This window comes from Metallosphaera javensis (ex Hofmann et al. 2022) (assembly GCF_022064045.1).
GTDB classification, from domain to species: Archaea; Thermoproteota; Thermoprotei_A; order Sulfolobales; family Sulfolobaceae; genus Metallosphaera; species Metallosphaera javensis.
In genome coordinates this window covers 22535-49464 of record NZ_JAKNCW010000016.1, presented here as the reverse complement: position 1 = coordinate 49464, position 26930 = coordinate 22535, and the positions used below count along the sequence as shown (strand labels likewise).

Genomic DNA, 26930 nt, shown 5'->3' with positions numbered 1-26930 from the left:
CTGCTTAAAACCCTTTACCTTGAGGTGGGTGATACCAAGAAACTGTTCAGCCTGAGGTAAGTTCCGAAAAGTGCTACTCATATATACGTTGATTTTTGACGGTTCACGATTTTCTAATGGGGTTTTCCCCAGATCCACAGATTTGTCAATTTTCCATAAGGTTTGTCCTGCGATGTGACGTATTAGATTTATGATCTCCAAATTATTTAATACGAGTCATATATGCCCAGACTCAGGGTCTCGTCGTGTTGGCATATTTTAAGTTTGTAAGTTTCAATGCAAAGTTACGGAGCCATAAAACAAATTTTTGCAAGTTTGACGACTCTATCCCCAGACTCAACAGTTAAATTAATCGTCACAATACTTCTTCCCATGAGGAAACTTAGCTTCTGGCAGGCTCTCTTCATAGGATTGGGTAACATCATAGGGGCGGGAATATTCGTTATGGCCGGTACCACCATATCCTCCGCAGGACCAGGGGCTATCCTAGCCTTCGTCATAACGGCGATCTACGCCATGACAGTGGGCCTGAATAGCGCTGAATTATCCTCAATTTATACTGACGTGGAGGGAGGGGTTTACAGCTTCACCCTGAAGACGCTTGGAGGGATGAGCGGTTTCCTCGTGGGCTGGTTCAGGGTTATAGCTTACTCCATTAGTGGGGCAGCCACTGCTCTTGGCTTCTCAGGTTATATGACCCAGCTCGGCGTTCCATCCTTTCTGTACTATCCCATGGCAGTTCTGCTCATCGCCGTTCTGCTTTTTCTCAACTACCTTGGATTAAGGCTTGTGGCCAACGTGGAAACTGCGCTGGTCGTGGTTAACCTCCTAGGTCTTCTGGTGTTCACGACGTCAACTCTGGCCATCGCTGGACTCAGGACACATAATTTCACTCCATTTCTTCCCCATGGGATAACAGGATTATTAGTGGCCTCCAACCTGGCGTTCTTCGCCTACTCGGGATTCAACACCATAGCTACCCTCACTCCCTCCACCGAGAACGGTGAGAGGGTAATTCCAAGGGCCATTGTATGGTCTTTAATAATTACCTCACTGGTCTACATATCCGTAATCTTCGCCATGGTGGATGCTGTTCCCTACACCTACTATGGGCTATCCTCTGCACCCCTCTCCCTGGCACTGAGCAGTATACACGCTCCGTCAGCCATATATTACGTGATTGGAGCCTCAGCCTTGATAGCTACGGTGAGCGTCACGCTCTCAATAATTGTGGCGGGTGAGAGAACGCTGGATCAACTCTCAAAGGACTTTCAGCTCTCCGTGAGACATCCCCTTATCCTTGTGGGTGCAATCATGATGCTCTCCCTTTTCCTGGGAAACGTGGAAAGCATTGCTCTAGCCAGCAACTTTGGGATTGTCTTCTCCTACATGCTGACGGGGCTAGAAGTGATGATCGCTAGACATAGGGGACTTCGTGGGGTCTTCAGATCTCCAGGTTATCCAGTTCTCCAGATATTGTCCACAGGATTGTCCGCAGTCTTCCTTGTATCGCTAGGGATTCAGTCCCTGGAGATCGGAGTGATTACCCTCTTCGTGGGGATGCTCGTGTATGAGGCACTAAAGGAGACCAGAGGCCGTAAAGATTAATTCTAGTTCTCATGATTTATAATATTGCCTAGCAAATATTATCTTAATGAGCGATCAACCATTGAGGAGTATATCCTCTTCAAAGAGAATAGCTAGGTTGTTGCCCATCCTTTTTTATCTCTATCTAGTAAATTTCTTGGATAGGGTTAACATCTCCTACGCAATTTCTGCAGGAATGTTCAGGGATCTAGGCGTTCCCAAGACCAGTGCAGATCTCATAGCTTCCATTGCCTCGAGTCTGTTCTTTGTGGCCTATGCTATCCCTCAGGTCTTCTCAAACCTGGGCATAAGCAGGATAGGAGTCAGGAGAGTGTTTGCCCTGGCATTCACAGCCTGGGGAATCATAACAATTCTCACGGGGTTCGTTCAGAACGTTCCTGAGGTTTACCTTCTGAGGTTCCTTCTAGGACTGGCAGAGGCGCCCTTTTACGCGGGGGTCATCTTCTACCTGAGCGTCTGGTTCCTGAGAGATGAAAGGGGGTTCGCCAACAGCCTGTTCAATGCTGCCATCCCAGTGTCAGGGATCATAGGGGGACTCATAGCTGGTTCATTCTTCTCGGTATTTGGAGACGACCCTGGATGGAGATATCTATTTGTTGCTGAGGGTATACTGGCCCTGGCTTCAGTGGTTATAATCTGGCTTTTCCTCACGGACTTTCCCAAGGATGCAAAGTGGTTAAGCGAGGGGGAGAAGGAGGAACTCCTGAACAAGATGAAGGCTGAGAAGGATGAGAAAAAGAGGATAGTATCTCACGGCTCTTGGAAGAGGGCTCTTGGAGATAGGGACGTGGTGCTCCTCGTTTTAATCTATTTCCTTGGAGTCACGTCCCTTTACGGTTACACCATCTGGTTGCCCTCCATTATAAAGAGCTTTGGAGTCTCCGCATCTACGGCCAGCTACCTCACAGTGATTCCCTACCTCGTGGCATCCATATCCCTCATCTTCATCTCAAGGTATTCGGATACTGCGGGAGTTAGAAAGCTCCTGGCGCTGGCCATATTTCTTGTTGCTGGTATAGGCCTATCGTTGAGTGCCTTCACCCTGAGAGAACCTGTGGTCTCATTCATATTCTTCGTGATATCTGCAATTGGGATTTACAGTTTCATTCCTGTCTTCTGGACAATTCCCACAGAATTTCTAAGTGAGGAATCTGCGGCAGCATCCATTGGCCTTATTAACGCTCTGGGCAATCTAGGAGGGATAGCTGGACCCATCATTGTTGGTTTCCTAGAGAGCTTGACAGGAGTGTTCACGGCAGGAGTTTACTCCCTTGCCCTATTCGACATTCTGGCGGGTCTGGTGGTATTACTCGTTAAGAAGAGTAGATGAAAACAAATCAGGTGGAAGATTTTAAAAGTTAAAGAGAATTTTTAGAAAATAAAAGTGAAACTTTTTATAGTTGTAAGATTCCTGTTTGTTTCATGGAATACAAGATTTTAGTCGGAATAGTTCTCGCTCTCCTCGTTGGAGTTGGAATCGGATATGCGTTCTCGGAGACGACTCACACGTCGGTGAAGGTGGTGAGACCGTCCCCAAGTTATCAGATGAACCTGTATCAGGTTGACGGTTTTCCCGTGTGCGTTTATTACTTCCCGCAAAATTTACCTAACCTGACAGAGGGATCCTGGACGCTTTTTGATAACTCGCAGAACAGAGTACCCTATGTCCAAGGAGACCTCAATACCAGCTGGGTCTATCAGCAAATCATGCCGGCCTTCAGCTTTAACAACATCACCGGCTGGCTTAAGTTGATCAAGACTTTCACTCCCGAATTCAGGGAAGGATACGTGCAAATGATGGGAGATGCAGTTCCTCCATCCTACGCCAACGGGATAGTGTATGTCTCCGCCTCAGATGGAGTACTTTATGCCATAAATGCCCTCACGGGCAAGTCCGTGTTTGTGGCCATGTTACCCGATACGCTCATGTCCCAGCCTCTGATCTATCACGGTCTAGTATACGTGGGGCTGGGAGGGGCCTTCTTCACCTACGGCCAAGGTCTGCTCAACGCTTTCGGTGGAGGACACAGGGGAGAATTCACTGGCCTATCAGGGCTTATGGCTCTCAATGCCTCCACGGGCAAGCCAGTGTGGTTCTTCCAGACCAAGTCGCAGGTAATGCCGACTCCTGTCATCCTTAACGACACCATCTACTTCGATGACGGCGACGGCTACATTTACGCAGTTAATGCGGAGACGGGATCACTAATATGGAGAACTGGCCCGTTTGGCACTGCAAATATGGCCAGTCTAGATTACGTCAATGCGTCCAACGGAACCATACTGGTTGCCGGTTTCTCCTCAGCCTATCCTCAAAACGTATCCTCACTTGTTGGGATATATACCTCCGGGAAGATAGCATGGGTCACTAAATTACCCTTCACTTACGACTCCGGCCCAGGTGACGCTGTGATGGCCGTTTCAGGGGATTACGTAGTGGACGGGTTCATATCGGGCTACCCGCTTCATCACGGTCCGCTCTTCAACGAAACCTTGGCTAGGGAAATAGTAATAACCCTGAATGAAACCAACGGTCAAATCATCTGGATCAGGAACGTGTCAGGTTACGTGCTTCCCACAGGGGCTAACAATGGGGAGAGCCCTGCCGTTGTGAACGGACATATTTACATCAATGACCGTAAGGATGGGAAAATCCTAGCGCTAAACCTGAGTAACGGTGCGGTTATCTGGGAAGACCCATTGGTTAGGGGCGCGCCAGGTCTCATTGGACCCACATACGTGGACGGATACATTCTGAACCCTGATTTCGAGTACATCCAGGTGATAAATGCAAGTACAGGGAAAGTGGTGAACCTGTATCCCACAGGGCAGGACCTAGTCATAGACACTCCACTGGTGGTGGGCAATACGATAATAGTGGACGGCGGATTTGGGTACGTGGAGGCAATACCCCTATATTACGTGATACACAACACCACATCCATCCTAAAGATCTATGAAGATGATCTTTCCGTGGCTCTACCCTCCTCTTAAAATTAATAATGTCTTTTTGGATAGATATATACATGGTAACTGTTCGTGAGTTTTTCGGGAAATTCATTGAGTATGAGAATTCTCCCGGTGAGGAGTCACTCAAGGATTTAGTGGGAATGATGGGCCAGTTAAACCTAAGGAAGTTCAACTGGGTCAGGGACGTCTTTGAGGAAATTCATGTGAAGGAGAGGGGTGGAAAGACTGCGTTAGTATGGAGGGACATGAACACAGGAGAGGAGGCTAAGATCAGTTACCACGAACTCTCATTCATGTCCAACAGGGTGCTCAATACTCTGAGGAAACATGGCCTCAAGAAGGGGGACGTGGTGTATCTCATGACCAAGGTCCACCCCATGCACTGGGCCGTGTTCCTTGCAGTGATTAAGGGAGGATTCGTGATGGTTCCCAGCGCGACCAACTTAACTGTTGCGGAGTTGAAGTACAGGTTCTCAGACCTTAAACCCAACGCTGTGATTGCGGACTCCTTGAGGGCTCACGTGGTGGAGGAGGCGCTGGGTTCCCTTAAGACCGAGAAGTTTCTGATTGATGGAAAGAGGGAAACGTGGAATTCCCTCGAGGAGGAGTCTGGTAACGCTGAGGCTGAGGAAACGAGGGGAGAGGACGTGATCATAAACTACTTCACCTCGGGAACAACGGGTATGCCCAAGAGGGTAATCCACACCGCGGTTTCTTACCCTCTGGGCTCCATCACCACAGCCTCCATAATAGGGGTGAGGGAAAACGATCTTCACCTGAACCTCAGCGCCACTGGATGGGCGAAGTTCGCCTGGAGCTCATTCTTCTCTCCTCTCCTGGTCGGTGCAACAATTGCCGCAATTAATTACGAGGGGAAGCTGGACTCCAAGAGGTATCTGGAGGAGGTTGAGGAGATGGGAGTAACCAGTTTCTGCGCGCCTCCCACAGCCTGGAGACAGTTTATAACCCTCGACCTTAACCAGTTCAAGTTCGAGAGATTGAGGTCTGTGGTGAGTGCAGGAGAACCTCTGAACCCAGAGGTGATCAAGACCTGGAAGGATAAGTTCAACCTCACCATACGTGACTTCTACGGTCAGACGGAGACCACCGCGATGATAGGTAACTTCCCCTTCCTTAAGGTGAAGCCGGGCTCCATGGGTAAACCGCATCCTCTCTACGACGTGAGGCTCCTCGACGATGAGGGAAGGGAGATCACAAGACCGTTCGAGGTGGGTCACATTGCTGTGAGGCTCACCCCTCGACCCATAGGTCTCTTCCTGGGGTATAGCGATGAAAGGAAGAACATGGAATCGTTCAGGGAGGGATACTACTACACGGGGGATAAGGCGTACTTTGACGAGGAGGGATACTTCTACTTTGTGGGAAGGGGAGATGACGTTATAAAAACGTCAGACTACAGGGTGGGACCATTTGAGGTAGAAAGTGCGCTCCTGGAACATCCCGCGGTGGCTGAGGCTGCAGTGGTAGGCGTTCCAGATCCCGTCAGGTGGCAATTGGTTAAGGCTTTCATAGTGTTGAAGAAAGGATATAACCCCAGCAAGGAGCTTGCCGAGGAGATAAGGGAGAAGGTTAAAACTCTTCTCTCGCCCTATAAGGTGCCCAGGATAATTGAGTTCGTGGATGAACTTCCCAAGACAATCAGCGGTAAGATCAGGAGGGTTGAGCTAAGGAAGAGGGAGGAGGAGAAGAGGAAGAAGGGAGAGGTGGGACAGAACGAATTTACCTTCTGAGGTGAGAACCCACACTGGTCTTCATGTGGTGAAGGGAGCCCTCCAGAGCGTGCTTAACACCAAGATAACCTACTCCACGTACGTGAAGGAAAATCACGGGAGAATAACGGTCATCCTCGAAAGGAAACCGACAGACCAGGAGATGGATAACGTTTTCAGGGAGGCTAATCGCATTGTGAATGAGGGCCTACCCATCCTGAGGGAGGTTGTCCCCAGGGGGGAGGCTGAAAGGATTTACGGAAATGACATATACGACTACTTTCCCGTCCCGCCTGAGGTCAGGGAACTGGTGATCGTTAAGATACCCGGTTGGAACATTAACGCCTGTGCCAAGGACCATACCCCAACAACCAGGGAAATTGGTACAATCCGTCAGGATTACTGGAGATTCAGGCAAAGTAAGAGATTGCTCGAGGTTGCATTTGACGTCACATGACTTAGCCCAGGAAGGGAAGGATAGGACTCAGGGAGCTCACTACAGGAAGTTCCTCAATCCTGCCAGAGTACTCGAATAGCCCCTCCATGAAGGGGATCTGAATCACCACGTTAAACCTGGAGAGGTCTAGATTAGGTAGCTTGTAATCAGGAGGTACCATGTTGATTACAAGGGATCTACCCTTAACGTTGAGATTCTTGGACCATTTACTCCAGAGATAGTCATCGTAATCCAAGGTCATCTTCAAATTAACATCTAGAGAGTCAGATACGTAAACCCAGTATGATTGAGTGTGAGGGTACTTGGTCAGGTACATTCCGATCTCCAGACTGAATTCTATTTCGCTGGGCTCTATCATGCCCCTGTTATCATATATTATGTGATCGTGGGGAAGTGAAAGGACTTCCCTATATCTTTCCTTCACCTCATTGGCTATATCCTCCCTGGAGAATTGTCTCACGTCGTTCACCAGCCTCGGTCCATCTCCGTAGAACTTTAGAACGTGTAGGATTCCCTTATCCACGTTGAACGTCTTCAGGTAGTTATGTTCCTCGTTGTCTATCACACTGGCCATGAGTCCCTTTCCCCGGATTCCCGCCAACCATGAAATGTAACCTGTCATATCCCTGTCCACCACTAGTATCCTTTTTCCCAAGGAGAGCAGGAACCTCACCAAGAGCAGAGCCACCATAGACTTTCCGACCCCTCCCTTGGCCCCCAGTACTACTATTCTCATATGTAAACTTTCAGATTAATGGTACAAAAGAATTTTGTAACTGTAGGCAACTTTAGTTCGTTATTTACCCAAACTGAACCGACTTTGTGACATTGAAAGCATGCAGTAGCATTGCGAATAACGGACATGCCTCCTACGCTATATAGTCGAGGACGCTTCAACCTGAAATGCGCAGAACTGGACCTGGTAGGCAGGTTCACTTACTGAAAAACTACCCATATTACTCTGCATTTATACTGTAATAGGGGATGAGTTCATTAATTTGTGTTGTACAATGTCTGTATGACCCAAAAAGAGGATGAGTTAGAATCCATCGCCAGTAAATTTCCCTTCAAGTACGTTGAGGTAAGGCATCATCAGATCTCCTCAAGGGTAATCTCCCTGATGAACGGTGAGTTGCTAGGGGTCTATGACGAGGTGGAGGGAGGGTATTCCGTCAGGTACTTCAACGGTGCGCTGTTCTTCGCCTCCTCCCAATCACCAGAGGAACTTAACCCGAGTCCAGAGAGGGTGTCAGGGTGGTCCAGCGATTTTCTAGACGTGGAACCTGAGAACGGAACATATCAGGTGGACGAGAAAACTCCCCTCACCTCCGTCTCCCTCGAGGAGAAGATTGCCTTACTGAAGGACATCTCCAAGGAGGTCCTCTCCCAGAAAATTGAGTCCAAGCTTCACAATTTCGTTTTAACCTACTCCGAGAGTGTCGAGGAGAAGGAGATACTGATTAACGGCTCCAGAATCGTGGGCAGAGTGCCCAGGATCCTCGTATCATATAACCTAGTGATGTCGGGTAATGGCAGAACCATCACAGCGTGGCATGAACTGGGGGAAAGCGGAGGACTGGAGACTTTGAGGGAATTGAAGGTAGGTGCTCATCTGGTGGAGAGGGTGAAGGCACTGGATCGAGTTCTTCAGACAGGTAAGGGAATAAGCCCTGGAAGGAGGGATGTGGTCCTGAGCCCTATCCTGAGCGGGATTATGGCTCACGAGTCCGTTGGACACCCCTTCGAGGCTGATAGAGTTCTAGGTAGAGAATTTGCCCAGGCCGGTACCAGTTACCTAGCTACCATGAACTCCAGGAGACTCGGAAATCCTGCAGTGAACGTGGCGGATGATCCTACCATACAGAACAGCATGGGTTACTACCAGATCGATGACGAGGGAGTGAAGGCCAGGAGAAAGCTTCTGATCAGGGAGGGAGAGGTGAATGAGCTGTTACAGAACAGATTTACAGCGAAGAGGAATAACGTTCCGAGCAACGGATCTGCCAGGGCCTCTGGCTTTGATCGAGAGCCCCTAATCAGGATGTCCAATACCTTCTTTGTTCCAGGGGACATGAATTTCAGAGAACTAATTGAGGACGTAAAGGAGGGAATATTCTTCAAAACGTACATGGAGTGGAACATAGACGATATGAGGATGGGCCAGCGGTACATAGGGCTTGAAGCGTACGAGATAAGACGTGGTGAGATTGGGGATCCCGTTCTATTCCCTGTCCTTGAGGGAAAGACCACGGATTTCCTTTCCGCCATCGATGGAGCTGACGACTCCCTGGAGTTCTACCCGGGTACATGCGGGAAAGGAGATCCGGATCAAGGAATTCCAGTCTCCATGGGTGGACCGGATCTCAGGCTCAGGAACGTAATGGTTAAGGTGATCTAGATGTCAAGTCCGTACGCCGTTCAGGAGATATTTAGTCAAACCTTGGTAATCAAGGTGGTGGAAAGCAGGATTGAAACCATTCAGAGGTTAAGGGATAAGTACTTTAACGTACTGCTCAGAAAGGGGAACAGGTTCACCGTAACTAAGGTGAGCTCCCTAGACAAGGTGAGCCTGGACAAGGCCCTAGATCAGCTACCCGAGTCTAGGATAGTCCCCACGGTCATGGAAAGGTCGGGGAAGTTCTCTTTCTCCAAGGTGGATAAGGGAGTGGTGAACCTCTTTGAGGATTCATCAAGGCTATTGCCCCTCCTCTCCTCCAAGTATCCCTTGTACGGTACCGTCACGGCCACTATCATCACCAAGAGACTGACCACAATTCACGGATTTGAGGGGGAGGAAAGCAGGACTTGGTTCCAGGGTTACTTCAGGGCAAAGAACGGAGATTACAGCGGACAGTGGGCCTTTGCCTCATCATCATATGACGAAAGGAAGGTGAGAGACACCATCTCCAGGGCTGAGGAATACGCCTCCATCACCGGCCATTACGACGTCTCCGACGGTAAATATAACGTCGTATTATCTCCCCTGGTGATGGGCAACCTAATGGCAACTGTTGCATACTCTGCCTCAGGTTACAGCATAATGACAGGAAACAGTTTCCTATCCACAAGGAAGCCAGGAGACGTGGTTGCAAGCGAGAAGTTCACCCTTATGGACAACCCAAAGGGAGACGAGCTCAATTCCTGGGAGTTTGACGATGAGGCAGTGCCCACCAGGAGGACTACAATAATAGACAGGGGAGTTTACACGAGCCCCCTCCTGAACATTGAGGTTGGGAAGGTACTAGATCGGGAGACCACTGGAAATGCTGGATGGGTCTATCCCAGGCCGTGGACCCTCGAGGTCCTTCCTGGAGAGGTTTCGGAGAGCTCCCTGCTGGATGGCAACGTGATCCTGTTCAATAACAACTGGTATACAAGATTTCAGAACAGGGCTGAGGGACAGTTCTCGACCGTGGGTAGGGACGCCGTAGTGGTGATAAAAGAAGGGAAACCTGTAGGAGTTGCGGGGAGAGTCAGGATAGCAGACAAACTGGGAAAAATTATTTCAGGAATAAAAGAACTTTCCAAGGAAAGGTATTCAGTGGCCTGGTGGGATGCGCCCCTCCCAGGAGTATACCCGTTCGCTCTAGTGGAGGGAGTGAATTTAACCAGGGCTTAGCTGGCCACGTAATGCCTTTTTATCTATCTTGTTAGTGGACGTCTTTGGGAACTCCTTCACGAACACAAACTTGTCTGGGATCCACCATTTCTGTAACTTCCCTTCTTCCACCTTGCCCATGAGGAACTGCCTTATCTCCTCTTCCTTCAACTCACCCTTGGGGACTATGAATGCAACTGGCCTCTCGCCCCATTTCTCGTCCTTCATTCCCACTATGGCCACCTCACCCACCTTGGGATGTGTGGAGATTATGTCCTCGAGTATCAGTGATGGAATGAACTCCCCTCCGCTCTTTATTGCGTCCTTATCCCTGTCCACGATCCTGATGTAACCGTACCTGTCAACTACTGCCAGGTCTCCAGTGTGGAGCCACGAATCCTTCCAGAGCTTCTCAGTCCTCTCCGGGTCCTTGTAGTATGACCTAGTTAACCAGGGGGCTCTAGCCACTATTTCCCCCACCGTCTTCTCATCCCACGGAACCTCATTCCCCTTTTCGTCCACCACCTTGACCTGGGATAGGGGTATGGGAACACCTGTCTTTATCTGCTGGAGGAACCTCTCCTCCTCAGGCAATTTCTCCACCTCGGGTGTGTAATAGGCTACAGTCAACACTGGAGCCGTCTCGGACATCCCGTATCCCACCGCTATGTTTATTCCCATCTTCCTAGCCGCATATGCCAGTCCAGTGGGTAATGCAGCCCCACCTATCATCACCTTCCAACCCTTGAACACCTCAGGGTACTTTGACGCGTTGGGATGTGACAGGATCATGTACAGGATCGTGGGAACCATGGCGGAGAAAGTTACGTGCTCCCTCCTCATGAGCTCTATCTCCATTGCAGGATCGTATCTTCCTGGGAGAACGTAGTTTGCTCCAACGAGCATGGTGACGTAGGGAAATCCCCACTGATGAACGTGAAACATGGGAACAAGTATCATGAAATTATCATCCTGTGACGATCTTAACGGTGGCTTTGATGTGGTCAGGGCCACGCTCATTGAGTGAAGAACCAAGTCCCTATGCGTGAACCATACACCCTTTGGTTCCCCTGTGGTCCCGGAGGTGTAGAAAACTGTTGCCTGCATGTCCTCCTTTATCTCCTGTGGAGGTAATCTCTCTCCGCTCTCCTGAAGCTCCCAGAAGTCGTGGGTTGGAAAGCTGGTCTTGACCTTCTCCCTCTCGTCGGAGTAGGTAATCACGCCTTTCAATCCGCCCAGAAAGGCCCTGCCCTTCTCCAGGAGTGGGGTGAACTCATCCCTCACTATGGCCCACTTATCCTCAGCGTGAATTACAGTCTTAAGCATGACCTCAGGCGGATATCTAACGTTGACGGTGTGAAGGACCGCCCCTATCATGGGCACAGCGTAATACGCGGTCATATAGACGTCAGTATCCCAGTCAACCACTGCCACCTTGTCACCTGGTTTCACACCAATTTTTAGTAGGGATTGGGCAAAGGCTTCAACTCTCTCCCTAAACTTGGAAAAACTGTAACGCCTCCTATCCCTGTACACAATCTCCTTACTGGAGTATACGGTGGAACCGTAGTCGAGGAGCTTATCCACCGTCAAATTGTAGTTATAATATCCCATGCATATCATACCTTTTCTTAGCATTTAAGTTTAGTTATACATTTTTTCTATACATAGTAAAACCGCTTACCCAGAATCAAGGTATCTTACCCTTCAACTCTCCTATCAAAATTCACGAGCTAAATTTTATATTTTGTTCGATATATCTATACTCGATCTAACTTGTTTCCTTTCGAAAATTTGCAAGATTTTGAAATAAAAATATCTGAAGATCATGAGCTATTTAGGAGGGCAGTGAGGGAGTTCGCTGAGAAGGAGCTCCTTCCCAACGTTCAAAGAATAGAAAGGGAAAATTCCATTCCCGAAGAGATTTACCAGAAGGCCAGGGAAATGGGCCTCATGGGTGTGGGGATTCCTGAGGCTTACGGAGGGCAGGGAGGAGACATGATGATGACTACCATCGCCAATGAGGAACTTTCCAGGATCTCTCCAGCCTTCATGGTGAGGATTGGGGCAAACCACCTTTTCACCACCCCTGTCCTGATCTTTGGAACAGAGGAGCAGAAAAAGAAATACATCCCGCCCGTGGCCAGGGGAGAGGTCTTTGCTGCCCACGCTAACACCGAACCCGGGGCTGGGAGCGATGTTGCGGGGATTAAGACCACCGCCAAGAAGGAAGGGAGTAAGTGGATAATCAACGGGAGGAAATACTTCATCACCGGATCGGATAAGGCGTCCTTCCTAGTGGTATCAGCAAGGACAAGTCCACCGCCAAGCAGGAAGGAGAGGTGGAAGGGACTGACGTTCTTCATTGTGGAGAGGGACTGGCCCGGCGTCAAGATTGGCTCAAAGATAAACGTAATGGGGCTCAGGGGAGAACAACCCAATGAGGTAATACTGGACAACGTGGAGGTACCAGAGGAAAACGTTCTGGGAAAGGTAGATGAGGGCTTCAAGGTGGCCGTGACAACTTATGACAGGGGAAGAGTGGGAGTAGCTGCCCAGGCAGTGGGAATCGCCCAAGGGGCGTTCGAGAGGGCTTTCAACTATTCGTTACAGAGGCAGGCGTTTGAGAGACCCCTCATCTCCTTTGAGGGAATAGCCTTCAAGCTCTCTGACATGCTAGCTCACCTTGAGTCTGCCAGGTTGCTCACCTACTGGGCTGCAACTCTTGCGGAGAAGAACCACAACCTTGCAGTTACTGCCGCATCACTGGCAAAGATGATAGCCACTGAGGTTGCGGAACAGGTCTCCTCACTGGCAATAAAGATACACGGGGGAGCAGGCGTAGAGGTCCAGACTGGGGTGGAGCGTTACCTGAGGGACGCCATGATCACCACCATATACGAGGGGGCAAACGATATACAGAGGTTGATGGTGGCCAGGGACCTGGTAAGAAAACTTGTGGGGATAAACATAGAACTAGCTTGAGGTCTCAACATTGAAGGTTACAGTCATAGGATCCGGCGTAATGGGTCACGGGATTGCTGAACTTGCAGCGATCGCGGGCAACGAGGTATGGATGAACGACATCTCAATGGAGATCCTGCAACAGGCCATGGAGAGAATCAAGTGGAGTCTCTCCAAGTTGAAGGAGTCCGGCTCCCTAAAGGAGGGCATTGAACAGGTTCTGGCCAGGATTCACCCAGAGACTGACCAAGTACAGGCCTTAAGGAATGCCGATTTCGTGATGGAGGCGGTGAAGGAAGACCTTGAGTTGAAGAGAACCATCTTCAAAAACGCTGAGACTCACGCCTCACCTTCCGCGGTGTTAGCTACCAATACTAGCTCGCTGCCCATTTCAGAGATTGCTTCCGTGCTGAAATCCCCTCATAGAGTTGTGGGAATGCATTTCTTCAATCCACCCGTACTGATGCCCCTAGTGGAAGTGGTCAGGGGAAAGGATACATCAGACGATGCGGTGAGGGCAACAGTGGAGATGGCCAGATCCATGAACAAGGAGACCATAGTGGTCAAGGATGTCCCGGGCTTCTTCGTGAACAGGGTGCTCCTGAGGATAATGGAGGCCGGGTGTTATCTGGTGGAAAGGGGAATGGCAACAATTCAGGAAGTGGACTCTTCAGCCATGGAAGAACTTGGTTTCCCCATGGGCGTCTTCCTCCTTGCAGACTACACGGGGCTTGATATAGGATACAGCGTGTGGAAGGCGGTTACTGCAAGGGGTTTCAAGGCGTTCCCATGCGCTTCCACGGAAAGGTTGGTATCTCAGGGTAAACTGGGGGTGAAGTCGGGAAGCGGTTACTATCAGTATCCATCTCCAGGGAAGTTCGTGAGACCAACCCTTCCCTCCACACCCAAGAGGTTGGGGAGATACCTGATTGCCCCTGCAGTGAATGAGGTGAGCTATCTCCTTAGGGAAGGGGTAGTGGGAAAGGATGACGCCGAGAAGGGATGTATCCTAGGGTTGGGGTTACCCAAGGGGATACTCTCTTATGCGGATGAGATTGGCATTGACGTGGTGATGAAGACCCTAGAGGAAATGAGGGAGGGAAGCGGGATGGATCATTTCTCCCCGGATCCCCTCCTGCTAACCATGGTGAAGGAAGGTAAGCTGGGGAGGAAAGCCGGACAAGGATTTCACACCTACGGGAAAGAGGAGACCAAATATACCACAATTCTGGTGAGGGTAGAGCCACCCCTGGGCTGGATAGTGCTGAACAGACCCACAAGGTATAACGCAATCAACGGTGACATGATAAGGGAGATAAACCAAGCCTTAGACTACCTGGAGGAGAGGGAGGAGGTCAGAGTTATAGCAATTACCGGTCAGGGAAGGGTGTTCAGCGCTGGGGCAGACGTCACGGAATTCAGCTCCCTAACTCCCGTGAAGGCCATGATTGCCTCCAGGAAGTTCCATGAGGTCTTCATGAAGGTCCAGTTTCTGACTAAGCCAGTTATAGCGGTCATAAATGGACTTGCCCTTGGAGGGGGAATGGAACTGGCCCTCTCCGCAGATTTCAGGGTTGCCTCTAGGGCGGCAGAAATGGGACAGCCAGAGATAAACCTAGGTCTGATACCAGGAGGTGGTGGGACACAACGCCTGTCCAGGTTAACGGGAAGAAGGGGCCTAGAGCTCGTCCTGACCGGGAGGAGGGTTAAGGCTGAGGAGGCCCATCAACTGGGAATTGTGGAGTTTCTGGCTGAACCCGAGGAACTTGAGACCGAGGTGAAGAAACTGGCCAGTGCCATAGCCGAGAAGTCTCCCCTGGCCGTGGCCTCAGCCAAACTTGCCTACAAACTGGGGGAGGAGACACATATATGGGCAGGATCATCACTTGAGGCCAGTCTCTTCGGTCTTCTCTTCAGCACCAAGGACTTTGAGGAAGGTGTGAGGGCTTTCCTTGAAAGGAGGAAGCCCAACTTCAGGGGAGAGTAATGAAGGCCTTGGCTGCTGTCCTTGAGAGGTTCTCAGAGCCCCTGGTTCTCAGGGAGGCAGAGGTTGGCGAGGGTCTATCTGTCCAAGTTAAAGCTTCTGGGATGTGTGGAAGGGACCTGGTGATATGGAGGGGAGGGTTCAGAAACCTAACACCTCCCCTTATCCTGGGCCACGAAATTTACGGAGAGTACGAGGGTAAGCCTGTGGGCGTGTATGGAGTTGAAACGTGTGGAGAGTGCAGGTACTGCAAGGCTGGGAAGGAGAACCTGTGCGAGAATGCCCGGTTCCTAGGGGAGGCCAGGCCCGGGGGATATGCTGAAGTGGTCGCGGTAAGGGAGCAAGGAATCTTCCCCCTGCCCGATAAGGAGTACGAAAAGTATGCAGCTGGAGTGTGCCCATTAGCTACCGCAATACACTCAAGCAGAATTGCGGGGATCCAAAGGGGAGACACTGTCCTGGTCACCGGGGCAGGTGGAGGAGTGGGAATACATACAATACAGTACCTCAAGTTCCTGGGGGCTAAGGTGGTTTCGGTTACCTCTTCTTCCAAGGTCGAGGTAGTGTCCAAGTTTTCTGACCAGGTCATCACTCAGAAGGACTTCTCCAGACAAGTTAAGGACGTAGATGCTGTTATCGAGTTGGTTGGGTCAGAGACCGTGAACGAGAGCTTGAGAGCCTTAAAGAGGGAAGGAACTCTGGTGCTGGTAGGTAACGTCACAGGAAAGGAAATCTCCCTAATGAGACCGGCCCTCACCATAATGAGGGAGCACAGGATCGTGGGTTCTGCCGCATACACGAGGGCGGAAGTCAGGGAAGCAGTGAGGCTCATCCATGAGGGAATGGTGAAGCCTGTGTACAGAAAATATCACCTGAGAGAAGTAAATACCGCAATGAAGGACATGATGGAGGGAAATGTTCTTGGAAGGGCTGTCCTGGTCACGGGAGGTTGAGGCAGAGGTTTTCATACTGAAGCCCGTTGTGCTGTCAAAGACCATTCACGAACAAGTGCCGATCTCCTATTCATCCTTTCCGAGATACTCACCCTAAGCCAGCCTAGTGAGAATTCTCAAGAACTTTTATGGGACGGTGGTTAACTTTCCTCTACTTTTTGAGGAGAATACTTAAAAAAGTTATTAAAGTAAGATTAGTCTATATGTTATATATCCCTCAGGCTCACGTTTGGAAACGTCAAGCCTCACCTTGGAACCAACCCTTAACTTCTCCCGGGGACCTTCCACCCATGCGGTAACACTAACATCTCCAAATCTGGCTATGCCCACCACGTAGTCGGGATAGTGGGCAAAGGACGGTGGTTTCACGGAAATTACGGTGTAGGTGAGGAGTTCTCCTTCTCCCTGAACTTCCTTCCACTCCAGATTTGAAGTTCTGCATTTGGGACAGTCGTCTTGAGGCGGGAAGTACACTGTGCCACACTTGTTGCACCTGGTGGCCAGAACCTTCCCCTTCTTGAGCTCGTCGAAGAACTTTGATATCCTCTTGACGGGAATCTGATACCTCAGGTCCAGCTCCCTGACGTCTGACCACAGCGGGTTCCCCGTTTTGGGCTCAGGGTAAACTGGTAGGCCCGTCATCTTGGTTAACATGTCCAGTTGCTTCAGAACCTCAGCTATCTCCTTTTGCTTGGCATCTCTCACGTCCGATATCATAGTCCCGGCCTCCTGGTGGAGAATAGGGTAACGTAGGCGTAATGTCCCGTTCCTCCCACATTATGGGCCAGTGCCCTTCCGTTCCTTATCTCTGCCTGCATACCCTTGTTGGGGGCCCTGTAAAGGAGCTGTCTGGCAAGGGAGACTGCCATACTAACCCCTGTTGCTCCAATGGGGTGGCCCTTGGCCTTGAGCCCTCCGTCAACGTTTACGGGAATCCTCCCGCCTATGTAGGTTTGCTCCTCCCTGGCCAGGGTGAGACCCTCGCCCCTCCTGGCGAACCTCAAGTCCTCATACGCAATTATTTCGGCGATGGTGAAACAGTCGTGCACGTCTGCCACGTCTATATCCTTCCACGGAGAGTCCATGTTTATCTTAGCTCTCCTGTAAACCTGCTCGGCTGCCATTCTGGCTGCCTCAATGGTCGTGAAGTCTGTCCTCCTGGAAAGGTTAGCTGTGCCTGAACCCACTCCCTGGGCTTCTATCCATACGGGGGAATCGGTATACTTGTTGGCCACCTCCTCAGAGGCCAAGACGACTGCAGCGGCACCATCTGTGATCGGGGATGAGTCCAGTAGCTTTAGGGGCCACGCCACGGGACGGGACTTCAGGTATTCCTCCATGGTTATCTCCTTCTGGAAGTGAGCGTAGGGGTTCATGGCCCCATAATGATGGGCCTTCACGGCTATCTTTCCCAGGTCCTCCTCCTTCAGGCCATACCTGTTCATGTATGCGGTTGCATACAACGCGTAATATCCTGGGAAGGTCAGACCAAAGTTCTCGAACTCCCAGAAGTAGTTTCCTGCCCTTCCTATCATTTCCACTACCGTGGGATTGGGGGACTGATGCATCTGCTCCACCCCTATGGCCATGGCAATGTCTGCCTCGCCTGACTTAACTGCCAGGTATACCTCCCTCAGCGCTGCGCTACCCGAGGCGCACGCTGCCTCAACCCTCATGGTTCCGCTTGGGGTGAGATTGCAGTACTCCCCTATCACAACTGCCGGTAGGGGTTCAGCGCTCCATGTGCCCACATTCCCCACCGAAAAATACTGGATATCCTTCTGTTCCACGTTGGCCTCCTCAAGCGCCTGCTTAACTGCCTCCCAGGCCAGCTCCTGAAGGTTCACATCAGTCCTGGAACCAAACTTGGAGTGACCTGTTCCAATAATGGCTACGTTGGTCATAGAGGAATATTGGTAATTGTGGATTTTAAAGTGATAGATCAGGTCCAGCACTCACGAAACTTCAATGGAATTGGAAGGCACCGCATGTAACAACTCATCCTTTTGGAGGAAGAATCCATCCGTGGGGCAGGCAGTTCGCCTAAACTACGAGCGGAATCTCATGTTCTATTTATTAACTCGATGAGGTATCTTTATAACCTTACCTGAACCATCCATATCCTTTCAAAATACCAACTGATTAACTGCCGGTTGATGTGGCGTGTAGCTACCTCAAGCGGACTCCCAGTTTCTCCAGAACTCTAATCCTCTCATTCATGATCCTTCCATTCACCGATTTCCCGATGGAGCAGGGTAAACGTCAACAAGGACTCCTCCGCCACAACGCCTCTAGCTGGCCCGAACTGCTCGGAAGGTCCACCAGCCTCCTAAGGCGTAGATTTGAAGTATATGAAATATCCAGCTAAACGAGATAAAAATCCTTTACTCAAGATGGTCCTTAAACCATTGCAACTTGATTCTTAACCTGTGCATCATGTTATCAGGTTTTCCCTTCCTCGCGTGCTCGTGACCGTCTCCCTGATATCTCACCAGCTTGCTCTCCACTCCCCTCGACCTTAAAGCCACATGGAATTGCTCCGCCTGTTCAATGGGGCACCTGTAGTCCTCCTCGCCGTGAATGAACATGATGGGAGTCTTAACTCTCCCCACGTAATAGATGGGGGACATCCTCATTAGCTTCTCCATGCTTTCCGGGTTCCATGGGTCCTCCACTCCTGATTCCATTGCGTTGAACCAGAAGCCAATATCGCTCGTACCGCACATACTCACCAGGTTGGAGATTCCCCTCTCGCTCACAGCTGCGGAGAATAGGTCTGAATGCGTAACTATCCAGTTGGTCATGAAACCTCCATACGATCCGCCTGTGACACCAACCTTCTTGGTTAGATTGAACTGTTTCCTGGCGTCGTTCACAAACTCCAGGAGTTCCATCATATCTTTTCCACCCCAGTCCCCCACACATCCCTTAGCGAACTCCTCTCCGTAACCCTGGCTTCCCGTTGGGTTGGCGTAAATCACGTTGAAACCATTGGACGCGAAGAACTGGAACTCAATGAAGTACCCGTAACCGTAGGCCATATGGGGACCGCCGTGTATGAAGAGTATTGTGGGCCTGTCCCCCGTGATAATGCCCCATCCCTCAATACTTGAGTTGATCTTCACCGGAGTAAGTCCCTTGACCCCAGGGTTAGGATCGTATATCTCGCCGTGGTAAAGGAGAGAGGGCTTCTCCGGAGTCATGAATGAATACGCCAGTGAGTTCCCGTCATAATCAAATATCCTCACCACCCGTTGCCCCTCAGTAAGTCTGTCAACTTTCCTATCACTTATCCTGTACACGTTAACCTCACCGCCGACTTGCCCAAGGCTGACTAGCTGATCCTTGAGGAAAACCAGTTTGTCCTTTGCTCCATCGAAGATGTCGGAGAGGACTGTGGAGCCACAGGTCTTTCCGCACACATATCTCTCCCCAAGTTCTGGGAGGATGACCTCCCTCACTGCCCACGGGGACTTACCCTTGTCGTGGCCGAGGTAGGCCACATCTCCGTGAGGGTTCATGGCAACTGCCAGAATCATGCCATCCTCCTTGGTTATTCTCCTGACCTCCCCGGTATCCAGATCCAGATCGTAAAGGGCATTGAGTCCAAGGTCATCGTCGGGTTGAGTTGTTGATACCACAACTCTCTTTCCGTTGGTGGCAAAATCCGTAACGTCGAAGTCTCCCTCAAGGACCTTCATCACCTCTTCTCCCCTGACAAGGTAGAGGGAGGTCCTAGTCCTCAGAAGACCCCTCCCATCAAACCTGTATTTCCTCTTCTCCGTGATGAAAGGTGCTGAAGGTGTCTGTTTGTCCAAGAGGTCCTCCCCCAGGATCAGGAGACCCTTCTCATGTTTCTCATACTTGTTTATCTTACCCAGCTCTGCAACCTTCTTTGGTTCGCCATAGGACGACTGCGATAACAACTGAGCTGAACCGTCACTCCTTACGTAATAGAGATCCTCCCCCAGGAATCTGGGCAATGAGACCTTACCTTCCAGAATGGGCCTGTGGTTGAGGAAAATGGACGTATGGTAACCATTTTCCTTTATCCAAGTCTCACCGTGTATGAGACCCTGGGGTTCCAGTTTAACCTCTGAGATGACCTTTAGGGAATAGGCTTCCTTGGGATCCATAAGGAAAGTAGAGACACACGGTATTAAGCTGAGCTATCTTAAGCGTGAACACGGTGACCGGGGTAGGAATGCCAGAAGATGAAGAAAGTGGCCATTTATGTTCTAGGACAACATTTCTATCTCGGATCTCTTTAACGTGAAATGTGCAACAAACCTGACATTCTACATTCCCTTCTTGGCCTTGGCCTCATTTCTCAGAACATATTTCTGCATCTTGCCCGTTGCTGTCATGGGTATGGGACCAAACTCCACAATCTTGGGGCACTCAAAGTGGGCCAGCCTCTCCTTACAGAACCTTATTACCTCCTCCTCGGTGAGCTTCGCCCCCTCCTGTAGCTCTATCCTCGCAGTTACCACTTCACCCCACTTCTCATCGGGGGTTCCGTACACTGCCACAGCCTTCACTCCCGGTAACTCCATGAGCGTTTTCTCCACTAGGATGCTGGATACCTTCTCCCCTCCCGTGTTTATCAGGTCCTTAAACCTGTCCACTATCTCTATATAGCCGTCGGGATGAACAACGGCTGCGTCCCCTGAATGGAGCCAGCCGTTCCTGAACGACTCTGCCGTCTTCTCGGGGTTCTTGTAGTAGCCCAGAGCCACGTTATGACCTCTCATCACCACCTCTCCTATGGTCTTTCCATCCCAGGGGACCGGCTTGCCCTCTGCATCAAAGACATCCATCTCGAAACTAACGTAGGGAATTCCCTGTCTGGCCTTGAGCCTAGCTTGTTCCTCAATGGGAAGTGAATCCCATTCTTTCCTCCACTCACAGATGGAGTGGGGCCCATAGGTCTCGGTGAGCCCATACACGTGACACATGTAACCCCCTATCTCCTGCATTGCCTTCAGTGTGGCGGGAGCTGGCGCTGCCCCTGCCACCAGCATGTGCACCTTGTTGCTAAACTTGAGATTATTGCGCTTCATGTAGTCTGCAAGGTTCACGTAAACTGTGGGGGCGGCGGACATGTGGGTAACCCTCTCATTCTCAATGAGCCTGTATATCAAGGGGTAATCCACCTTGTCCAGGCACACGTTGGTGGCCCCCACAGCCACCGTGGCCCAGGAGAATCCCCACGAAGCTGCGTGGAACATGGGGAGGGTCCAGAGGTAGGTGGAGTTCAGATCCATCTGGTGTTCCAGGGCCTCAGCCATGGCATTGAGGAAGGCACCTCTATGATGATGCATAACTCCCTTGGGCAGGCCTGTGGTACCTGAGGTGTAGTAAAGGGTAATCATGGAGTACTCCTCCTTCACCGGAATGGGGAGGGGATCCCTTGATCCCCCCTTCACTAGCTCGTGATAGGTCGTGCTCACTTCCTTCCTAGCCCTCTCGCTGGCGCTAGGGAAGTCCGGATCCTCAAGCAGAATTATCTCGGCCCTGATCTGGTCCTTAACCTCCAAGAGCGAGTCGACGTAGGGCTCATCCACCACAACGAACCTGGAGTCGGAGTGATTCACGATGTAGGCAATCTCCCTGGGAGAGAGCCTGAAGTTGATGGGGACCAGGACTCCACCGGCGTATGGAACTCCGAAGAATGACTCAAGGAACTCTGGTCTGTTCCTGGAGATGAAGGATAGCTTGTCCTCCCTGGAGAATCCCCTCTTCATAAGCGCACTCGCCTGTATCATCACGTTATCATGAAAGGTGGAGTAGCTGTACCTGTTATCCCTGTACACTACAGCCGTTTTGTCCTTGAAGTATTTCCCTGCCCTCTCCAGAAACAGGAGGGGAGTTAGCACGGAGTACCATGAACCCGTTGGGTCAACTCCCTCATAACTGGGAACTTTGAATCCATTCATCAATTAAAATGACTTACACTAGTTTAAAAACTGATCTAGCTAGGGAGCAACACGTCAGGAGCATTACCCCGAGACGTGAGGATAGCACAGAAGGTTACATTCACCAACTCTCTTGGATGTCATGGGTTCCCACCTCATACCTCTGAGATCTCTTCCGGAGATCACCACCGAAACCAGACCTCCAACCCTTGGCAGAGTGAACTCCAGTTCCAGTTCCTGTCCCATCCTCCATGTCCTGGGCCTTATGGTTTCAATTCCACGTGCGTAGTAGGGTGAGGGAAGGACCATGGCAACCGGCTCTCCAAGATCGTAATACTTCTTGCCGAGGTTGACCCGGCTTACCTCGGTCCTGAAAATTGTCACCTTCTCTGGTGCCATGTTAAATACCCTGCCCCTGGAGTAAAATACGCCATCCCTGACTCGCGGAGGGATCAGCCAGTGAATCCAGGCTGACACCATGGTAATGTTAACGTAAACGTTCTCCCCGTCCCTGGCAACACCCACGTCAGCGTAATTGAAGCAGGGATCTAGAAGGGTGTCCCTATGACCCCACCCGCTCTCAGAGTCGTTATACACCATGTCCAAGACCACCTTTCTCACCAGATCCTTCACCTTATGCTCTGGATAGTTTTCGAAGTGAACGAAGCCCAGTGCCTCCTCTGAGTAGAAATAGTTCCCAAGCCTGGTGAAATGATAGAAGGGAGGAAATCCGTGTTTATCGTAATGGTGGAAAAGTCTCTCCGTCAACATGTAGTTTGCCCTGTACTGTGCCACGCCCGTGTTGGCATACCTCACCTCTGGCACTCCGTGCCTGACTCTAAGTTCATTGACCAACTTCAGGATCTCTCCAGGTAACAAATCACTCCCTCCTGGGAAGGGAGGGAATGAAGGGATCCCTGGAGAACTTTGGCTCCCCGTTCACAAGCTTTACCTCTATTAGGGAACAGTCCTTGGGACAGGGCGTCTTGGAATCCGGTGGAGTGACAAGCTTACCCGAGATAAGGTCAAACTCCGCACCATGGAAGGGACACCTGATCACATTTCCCTTAACCTGGGAATTGAGGAGAGGTCTCTGTTTATGCGGACAACCCGCAAGCCACATCCTCTCCTCCTTTCCATCCATGAATACCATTACGGGAAAGCCTTGAATCTCAAAAAAACTCCATCTTAACCCACTCCTCACTCCGGCGGTATCTCCTGGAACAGCACGTTTATGTCCAGACCCTTTTTCTTGGCCCTGAGGGAGGAACCGGCGTATATAGCAATTCCAGCACCATATATAATGACGAGGGACAGTATGGTCTCCGGGTTTATGGGTAATAGCACCGGATTGTTCCAGGTGTAGGCCAGGAGGAAGAGCGTGAACGCGAACACCAAGCTACCCACTATGGTTACCAGTGGAATCCCCGCTACCCTGTTCTTGTTGGGGAACGTCCCCTCGTACACGTTCTTCCTCACGTAGGGCATTAGCGCAGTGGATAGGGCAAACACACCATATCCTATCTCAAATACCACCGTCACGTCCACCAGGGACACCGGAGTGTTGTAGGCGTAGAGGAAGAGGCCCAGAACTCCCATGGCCCCAACTAGAAGGGTAGCCTTCACTGGAGCCCTCACGGTCTCGTTCACATCTGCCATCCATTCAGGCATGATCCTGTCAAATGACCACGAGAAGAGATACCTGACCAGGCCCGTCACAAGGGGAGGATTGCTGTAGAAGTTGGGTAACCATAGGGCTAGGAACATGATGAAGAAGAGGGGTAGACTGCGGGTTACAATGAACGCGAAGAAGGGTGTGAAATCACCTATGCTCTGCAGATTGTTGTAAACGGTGTCATTAACCCCCTGGTTACTGATGTAACTCCAGGAAGTCAGGAAGCTTGAGCCGAAGGCATGAAGGTTGAGGAAAGTGAACGTGGTGTAATAGGCTGCAATTATGAGGATGGACACCACAGTCGCGTAAAGCACGTTCTTCCTCACCTGTTTCATCTCGCCGGCCCAGGAGAGAGGCAGATTATACCATGTGTAATAATACCAGATCACCGGCGCAGCTAGGAAAGTGGCGTATAGAGGACTCTCGAACCTTAGGCCGTTACTTGTGGCATCGCTTATCACCTGGTTATATGCGTTTGGAATCCCCGTGGTGGTGGAGAGCGCATGGGCGAAGGTGCTGGGACTGATCTGGGCGAGGGCTATGAACATGATAATGGTGGAAAGGAAGGTAATAATTCCCGCCCCCGTCACGAACCTCCACTGCGCCCTCGGAACCGAAGCCAAGACAGCTGAGATTATTACTATGATCAATCCTACCACAATGCTACCCTCTGTGCCCGAGAACCAGCTCCCAAGGTTGAGGAATCCCTGATTGTTGTAGGCCAATCCCAGCCCAGAGAACAGGTAACCGAACCACTGGGCTCCCAGGTAGCTGTAGTAACCCAGCGAGAGGCCGAACCCCACGAAGAGGCCAAAATAGTTCACGAACCCCACAAGGGGATGAACGGCCCTGCTGTTAAACACATAGTCCCCTCCAGCCCTCGGCATGGCGACCCCCGCAAGATAAAAGAGGTAGGCCATGCCAAGGGTAGGGGGTAAAGTCAGGAGAAAGGCTAGGGGCCAGTTGGCCCCGGGCGCTGTAAAAAGCCAGGTTAGAATTAAGATTGGAACTCCCCCGGTCACCAGTCCGAAAGTGGCAAACATGGATGACCAAGGACTGACCTCCCTCACGAGACCGGAGGACTCCCTCAGGAAAAGGGTCTTTTTATCTTCCATTTCTTCAAGTGGTCAAGGGACGTGAGTTTTAAGCTTTACTACAATTAAACGCATAGACTTTAAAATTACATTCGTAACTAAACTTCAAAATGTGAAAAATGGATGATATATTAGAAAAGGGATAATACTCTTTCTAGAAAAGTATAAGTTAGTATAAACAATAAAAATATAAGGGTATCTTATTCTAGTAAATTATGCGAATTGTCATATCCTGTATGGACAGGAGGTTAAATGAATACCTGGAAAAGAATTTCAACGATGGGAACACGGTCTTCGTGAGGAACGCGGGAGCCAATGTTAACTCTCTTAAGAACACCATATCGTTGCTAAAGAAGGCCGACGAAATCCTGATCCTTCCGCACACCGATTGTGGAGCCATGGGCGTAGTGGAGAAGGCATTGAAAGGCGAAAAGTTACCTGAAGGGCTGGAACCCCTGATCTCTCCCTTCAGAAAGTTCGTAGGTTACAGCAAACCCCAGCTGGAGCAGGTGAACCTTCAGGTTCAGGAGAGCACGTTGAAGGGAATGGTCAAAGCCAAGATCACCTCAGAGCTGATCAGGACTGAGGAGCTGAACGCCCCTCCCTCAAGCGATAACGTGGCGCTGGTGATGCCACCCTCGACTAGAAGGTACTCCGAGATAATACCGCACGATATGATGTACAAAACCTATGTAATACAGACTGAAAACGACGGTGATATTGACGTGTTAATAGCCAAGGAGTTCTTGAAAGTTAAAGAAGTGCGAAAAGTGGTCTAGTTTCTTTAGATGTTGAATATGAAGTTTTTTGATGGAACCTTATATCTTTAAAGTACGGGCCGTGGTTTAGCCCTCAACTGTTCAGTGAATTCCTGAGGCTATCTCATATCGTCGTGTATTCAAGGAGTACTTAACGCTAAATGCACAACGTAAAATGCACAACAAACCGGGCTAGACCCATTCCTCCTAGCAGTCTACTTAATAAGATTCCCTTGGACCGTGTCGTATATTGAGGTGGGCAGTAGTGGATGTGACCGCACATTCCAACGGAGCCTGAGAAAGATTCAGATAAGCTGGGGGAAATAACTCCCTACACTCTTTCACTGAACCTTCTGATAGAGACCCTCCAGGAAAAGAAGAAATTCTATAATCTTCTCTCATCACTTACACACACCGCCACCCCTGCACATAAAGGATCGTCCGTCAAAAATATGGTCCAGTAGGTTCCTCCGTACCATGTTTTCTTGATATAACATGTCCGTGTTTTAACACGAAATCGTATTCGTGTTGACTTACATATCTCGATAAAGAACATCAGTCACAAAGGCAATTTTACCTTGACAGCTCACTGTAGGTATAGGTTTCTTGAAACATTTTTAAAAGCATTCCTGTAAGAAAATTGGTGTTACCTATTTCATGCCTGCCGTAGGGCTTCACCACTGGGCCCTCCACCCTAATGTATCCCTGCGAAATGACCTTACTCAATCCTTCACCGCTTTGACCACGTCGTAATTTAATCAAATCGTCCACACTTAAATCTAGTACACGATACTCATATATAAAGAAGCTACCCGTGTTTCCTTCAATTTGCTCTATTGCCATAACACCAACTGTTCTCTCATCTCTCTTGCCAAACTCAATATACGCCCTCCTATCCTCTATTCTATGGTCAGTGAAAGTGTAATTATGGCTTCTGATGTAGTTCTCTACCTCATTGAAGGAGTTAGATATTGCCTCGTATAACTTGTTATCCATGAATAATATACGTGGGACTTTATAAAAACCTTTCTAGTAGATTATAGGAGGACAGCCTAGACGATCTGAAGTAGCCTGTATGGCGTGTAATACTTCCTGAACTCTCTCCTCTCCATCAGGAAATTGTACGACTCCACTAATTAGTAGGGGGAGTGTTGAAGTTTCTGAGGAAGCGAGGTGACTAAAGGAGATCCCATTTAGCCAGTTCCCTGACCCTGTCTGGGA

At 50.1% G+C, this 26930-nt stretch carries 21 protein-coding genes; 11 read left to right on the top strand and 10 right to left on the bottom strand.

Annotated features, from left to right (window positions below; genetic code table 11):
* Nucleotides 1–372: 372 nt before the first annotated feature.
* The 5 genes from L3N51_RS09835 (at nt 373) to L3N51_RS09815 (ending at nt 6765) form a co-directional block, all read left to right on the top strand.
* Nucleotides 373–1608 (top strand): APC family permease, encoded by a 1236-nt coding sequence (locus tag L3N51_RS09835; RefSeq protein WP_238026980.1) that lies wholly within the window; start codon nt 373–375, stop codon nt 1606–1608.
* 46 nt (nt 1609–1654) lie between these two features.
* On the top strand, nt 1655–2938 hold the full coding sequence (locus L3N51_RS09830) for an MFS transporter (RefSeq protein ID WP_238026979.1): 1284 nt from the start codon (nt 1655–1657) through the stop codon (nt 2936–2938).
* 92 nt (nt 2939–3030) lie between these two features.
* Nucleotides 3031–4602: a PQQ-binding-like beta-propeller repeat protein gene (locus L3N51_RS09825; protein ID WP_238026978.1), complete on the top strand. Its 1572-nt coding sequence runs from the start codon at nt 3031–3033 to the stop codon at nt 4600–4602.
* 32 nt (nt 4603–4634) lie between these two features.
* Nucleotides 4635–6329: an acyl--CoA ligase gene (locus L3N51_RS09820; protein WP_238026977.1), complete on the top strand. Its 1695-nt coding sequence runs from the start codon at nt 4635–4637 to the stop codon at nt 6327–6329.
* A 1-nt stretch (nt 6330) separates the two neighbouring features.
* Nucleotides 6331–6765, top strand: a complete 435-nt coding sequence (locus L3N51_RS09815) for an alanyl-tRNA editing protein (protein ID WP_238026976.1) — start codon at nt 6331–6333, stop codon at nt 6763–6765.
* A gap of 1 nt (nt 6766) precedes the next feature.
* Here L3N51_RS09815 and L3N51_RS09810 read toward each other — a convergent pair whose 3' ends face one another.
* On the bottom strand, nt 6767–7501 hold the full coding sequence (locus L3N51_RS09810; RefSeq protein ID WP_238026975.1) for a P-loop NTPase: 735 nt from the start codon (nt 7499–7501) through the stop codon (nt 6767–6769).
* 282 nt (nt 7502–7783) lie between these two features.
* On the opposite strand from L3N51_RS09810, the gene L3N51_RS09805 reads away from it, so the two are divergent.
* Nucleotides 7784–9163: a TldD/PmbA family protein gene (locus L3N51_RS09805; protein WP_238026974.1), complete on the top strand. Its 1380-nt coding sequence runs from the start codon at nt 7784–7786 to the stop codon at nt 9161–9163.
* Nucleotides 9164–10384 (top strand): TldD/PmbA family protein, encoded by a 1221-nt coding sequence (locus L3N51_RS09800; RefSeq protein ID WP_238026973.1) that lies wholly within the window; start codon nt 9164–9166, stop codon nt 10382–10384.
* Here the strand turns inward: L3N51_RS09800 and L3N51_RS09795 are convergent.
* On the bottom strand, nt 10370–11977 hold the full coding sequence (locus L3N51_RS09795; protein WP_255776272.1) for a long-chain-fatty-acid--CoA ligase: 1608 nt from the start codon (nt 11975–11977) through the stop codon (nt 10370–10372). The two genes, L3N51_RS09800 and L3N51_RS09795, sit on opposite strands and share 15 nt — an antisense overlap.
* A 162-nt stretch (nt 11978–12139) precedes the next feature.
* Here L3N51_RS09795 and L3N51_RS09790 point away from each other — a divergent pair, with 162 nt between their 5' ends.
* From L3N51_RS09790 to L3N51_RS09780, 3 genes are read left to right on the top strand one after another with little or no spacing between them, the layout of a single operon-like run.
* The gene (locus L3N51_RS09790; protein ID WP_238026972.1) at nt 12140–13348 is read left to right on the top strand and encodes an acyl-CoA dehydrogenase family protein; all 1209 of its coding nucleotides are present in this window, start codon (nt 12140–12142) and stop codon (nt 13346–13348) included.
* A 10-nt stretch (nt 13349–13358) separates the two neighbouring features.
* Complete coding sequence (locus L3N51_RS09785) at nt 13359–15314, top strand: 3-hydroxyacyl-CoA dehydrogenase/enoyl-CoA hydratase family protein (RefSeq protein WP_255776271.1); 1956 nt, start codon at nt 13359–13361, stop codon at nt 15312–15314.
* A complete protein-coding gene (locus L3N51_RS09780; RefSeq protein ID WP_238026971.1) occupies nt 15314–16264 on the top strand; it encodes a zinc-binding dehydrogenase in 951 nt (316 codons plus the stop codon). Before L3N51_RS09785 ends, L3N51_RS09780 begins: the two co-directional genes overlap by 1 nt.
* Nucleotides 16265–16447: 183 nt before the next feature.
* On the opposite strand, the gene L3N51_RS09775 is transcribed toward L3N51_RS09780, so the two are convergent.
* The 7 genes from L3N51_RS09775 to L3N51_RS09745 form a co-directional block, all read right to left on the bottom strand.
* Entirely contained in the window at nt 16448–16981 is a 534-nt protein-coding gene (locus L3N51_RS09775) for a Zn-ribbon domain-containing OB-fold protein (RefSeq protein ID WP_238026970.1), read from the bottom strand.
* Entirely contained in the window at nt 16978–18168 is a 1191-nt protein-coding gene (locus L3N51_RS09770; protein WP_238026969.1) for a thiolase domain-containing protein, read from the bottom strand. Before L3N51_RS09770 ends, L3N51_RS09775 begins: the two co-directional genes overlap by 4 nt.
* A 480-nt stretch (nt 18169–18648) precedes the next feature.
* A complete protein-coding gene (locus L3N51_RS09765) occupies nt 18649–20400 on the bottom strand; it encodes a S9 family peptidase (protein ID WP_238026968.1) in 1752 nt (583 codons plus the stop codon).
* Between the two features lie 162 nt (nt 20401–20562).
* A complete protein-coding gene (locus L3N51_RS09760; protein WP_238026967.1) occupies nt 20563–22203 on the bottom strand; it encodes an acyl--CoA ligase family protein in 1641 nt (546 codons plus the stop codon).
* A gap of 63 nt (nt 22204–22266) precedes the next feature.
* A complete protein-coding gene (locus tag L3N51_RS09755; RefSeq protein WP_238026966.1) occupies nt 22267–23061 on the bottom strand; it encodes a CAP domain-containing protein in 795 nt (264 codons plus the stop codon).
* 1 nt (nt 23062) lies between these two features.
* Nucleotides 23063–23386, bottom strand: a complete 324-nt coding sequence (locus tag L3N51_RS09750; protein ID WP_320056945.1) for a Rieske (2Fe-2S) protein — start codon at nt 23384–23386, stop codon at nt 23063–23065.
* Nucleotides 23383–24972 (bottom strand): APC family permease, encoded by a 1590-nt coding sequence (locus L3N51_RS09745; RefSeq protein WP_238026964.1) that lies wholly within the window; start codon nt 24970–24972, stop codon nt 23383–23385. Before L3N51_RS09745 ends, L3N51_RS09750 begins: the two co-directional genes overlap by 4 nt.
* Nucleotides 24973–25166: 194 nt before the next feature.
* Between L3N51_RS09745 and L3N51_RS09740 the strand changes: the two genes are divergently transcribed.
* Entirely contained in the window at nt 25167–25730 is a 564-nt protein-coding gene (locus L3N51_RS09740) for a carbonic anhydrase (protein ID WP_238026963.1), read from the top strand.
* A gap of 552 nt (nt 25731–26282) precedes the next feature.
* On the opposite strand, the gene L3N51_RS09735 is transcribed toward L3N51_RS09740, so the two are convergent.
* Entirely contained in the window at nt 26283–26705 is a 423-nt protein-coding gene (locus L3N51_RS09735) for a hypothetical protein (protein WP_238026962.1), read from the bottom strand.
* Nucleotides 26706–26930 lie beyond the last annotated feature (225 nt).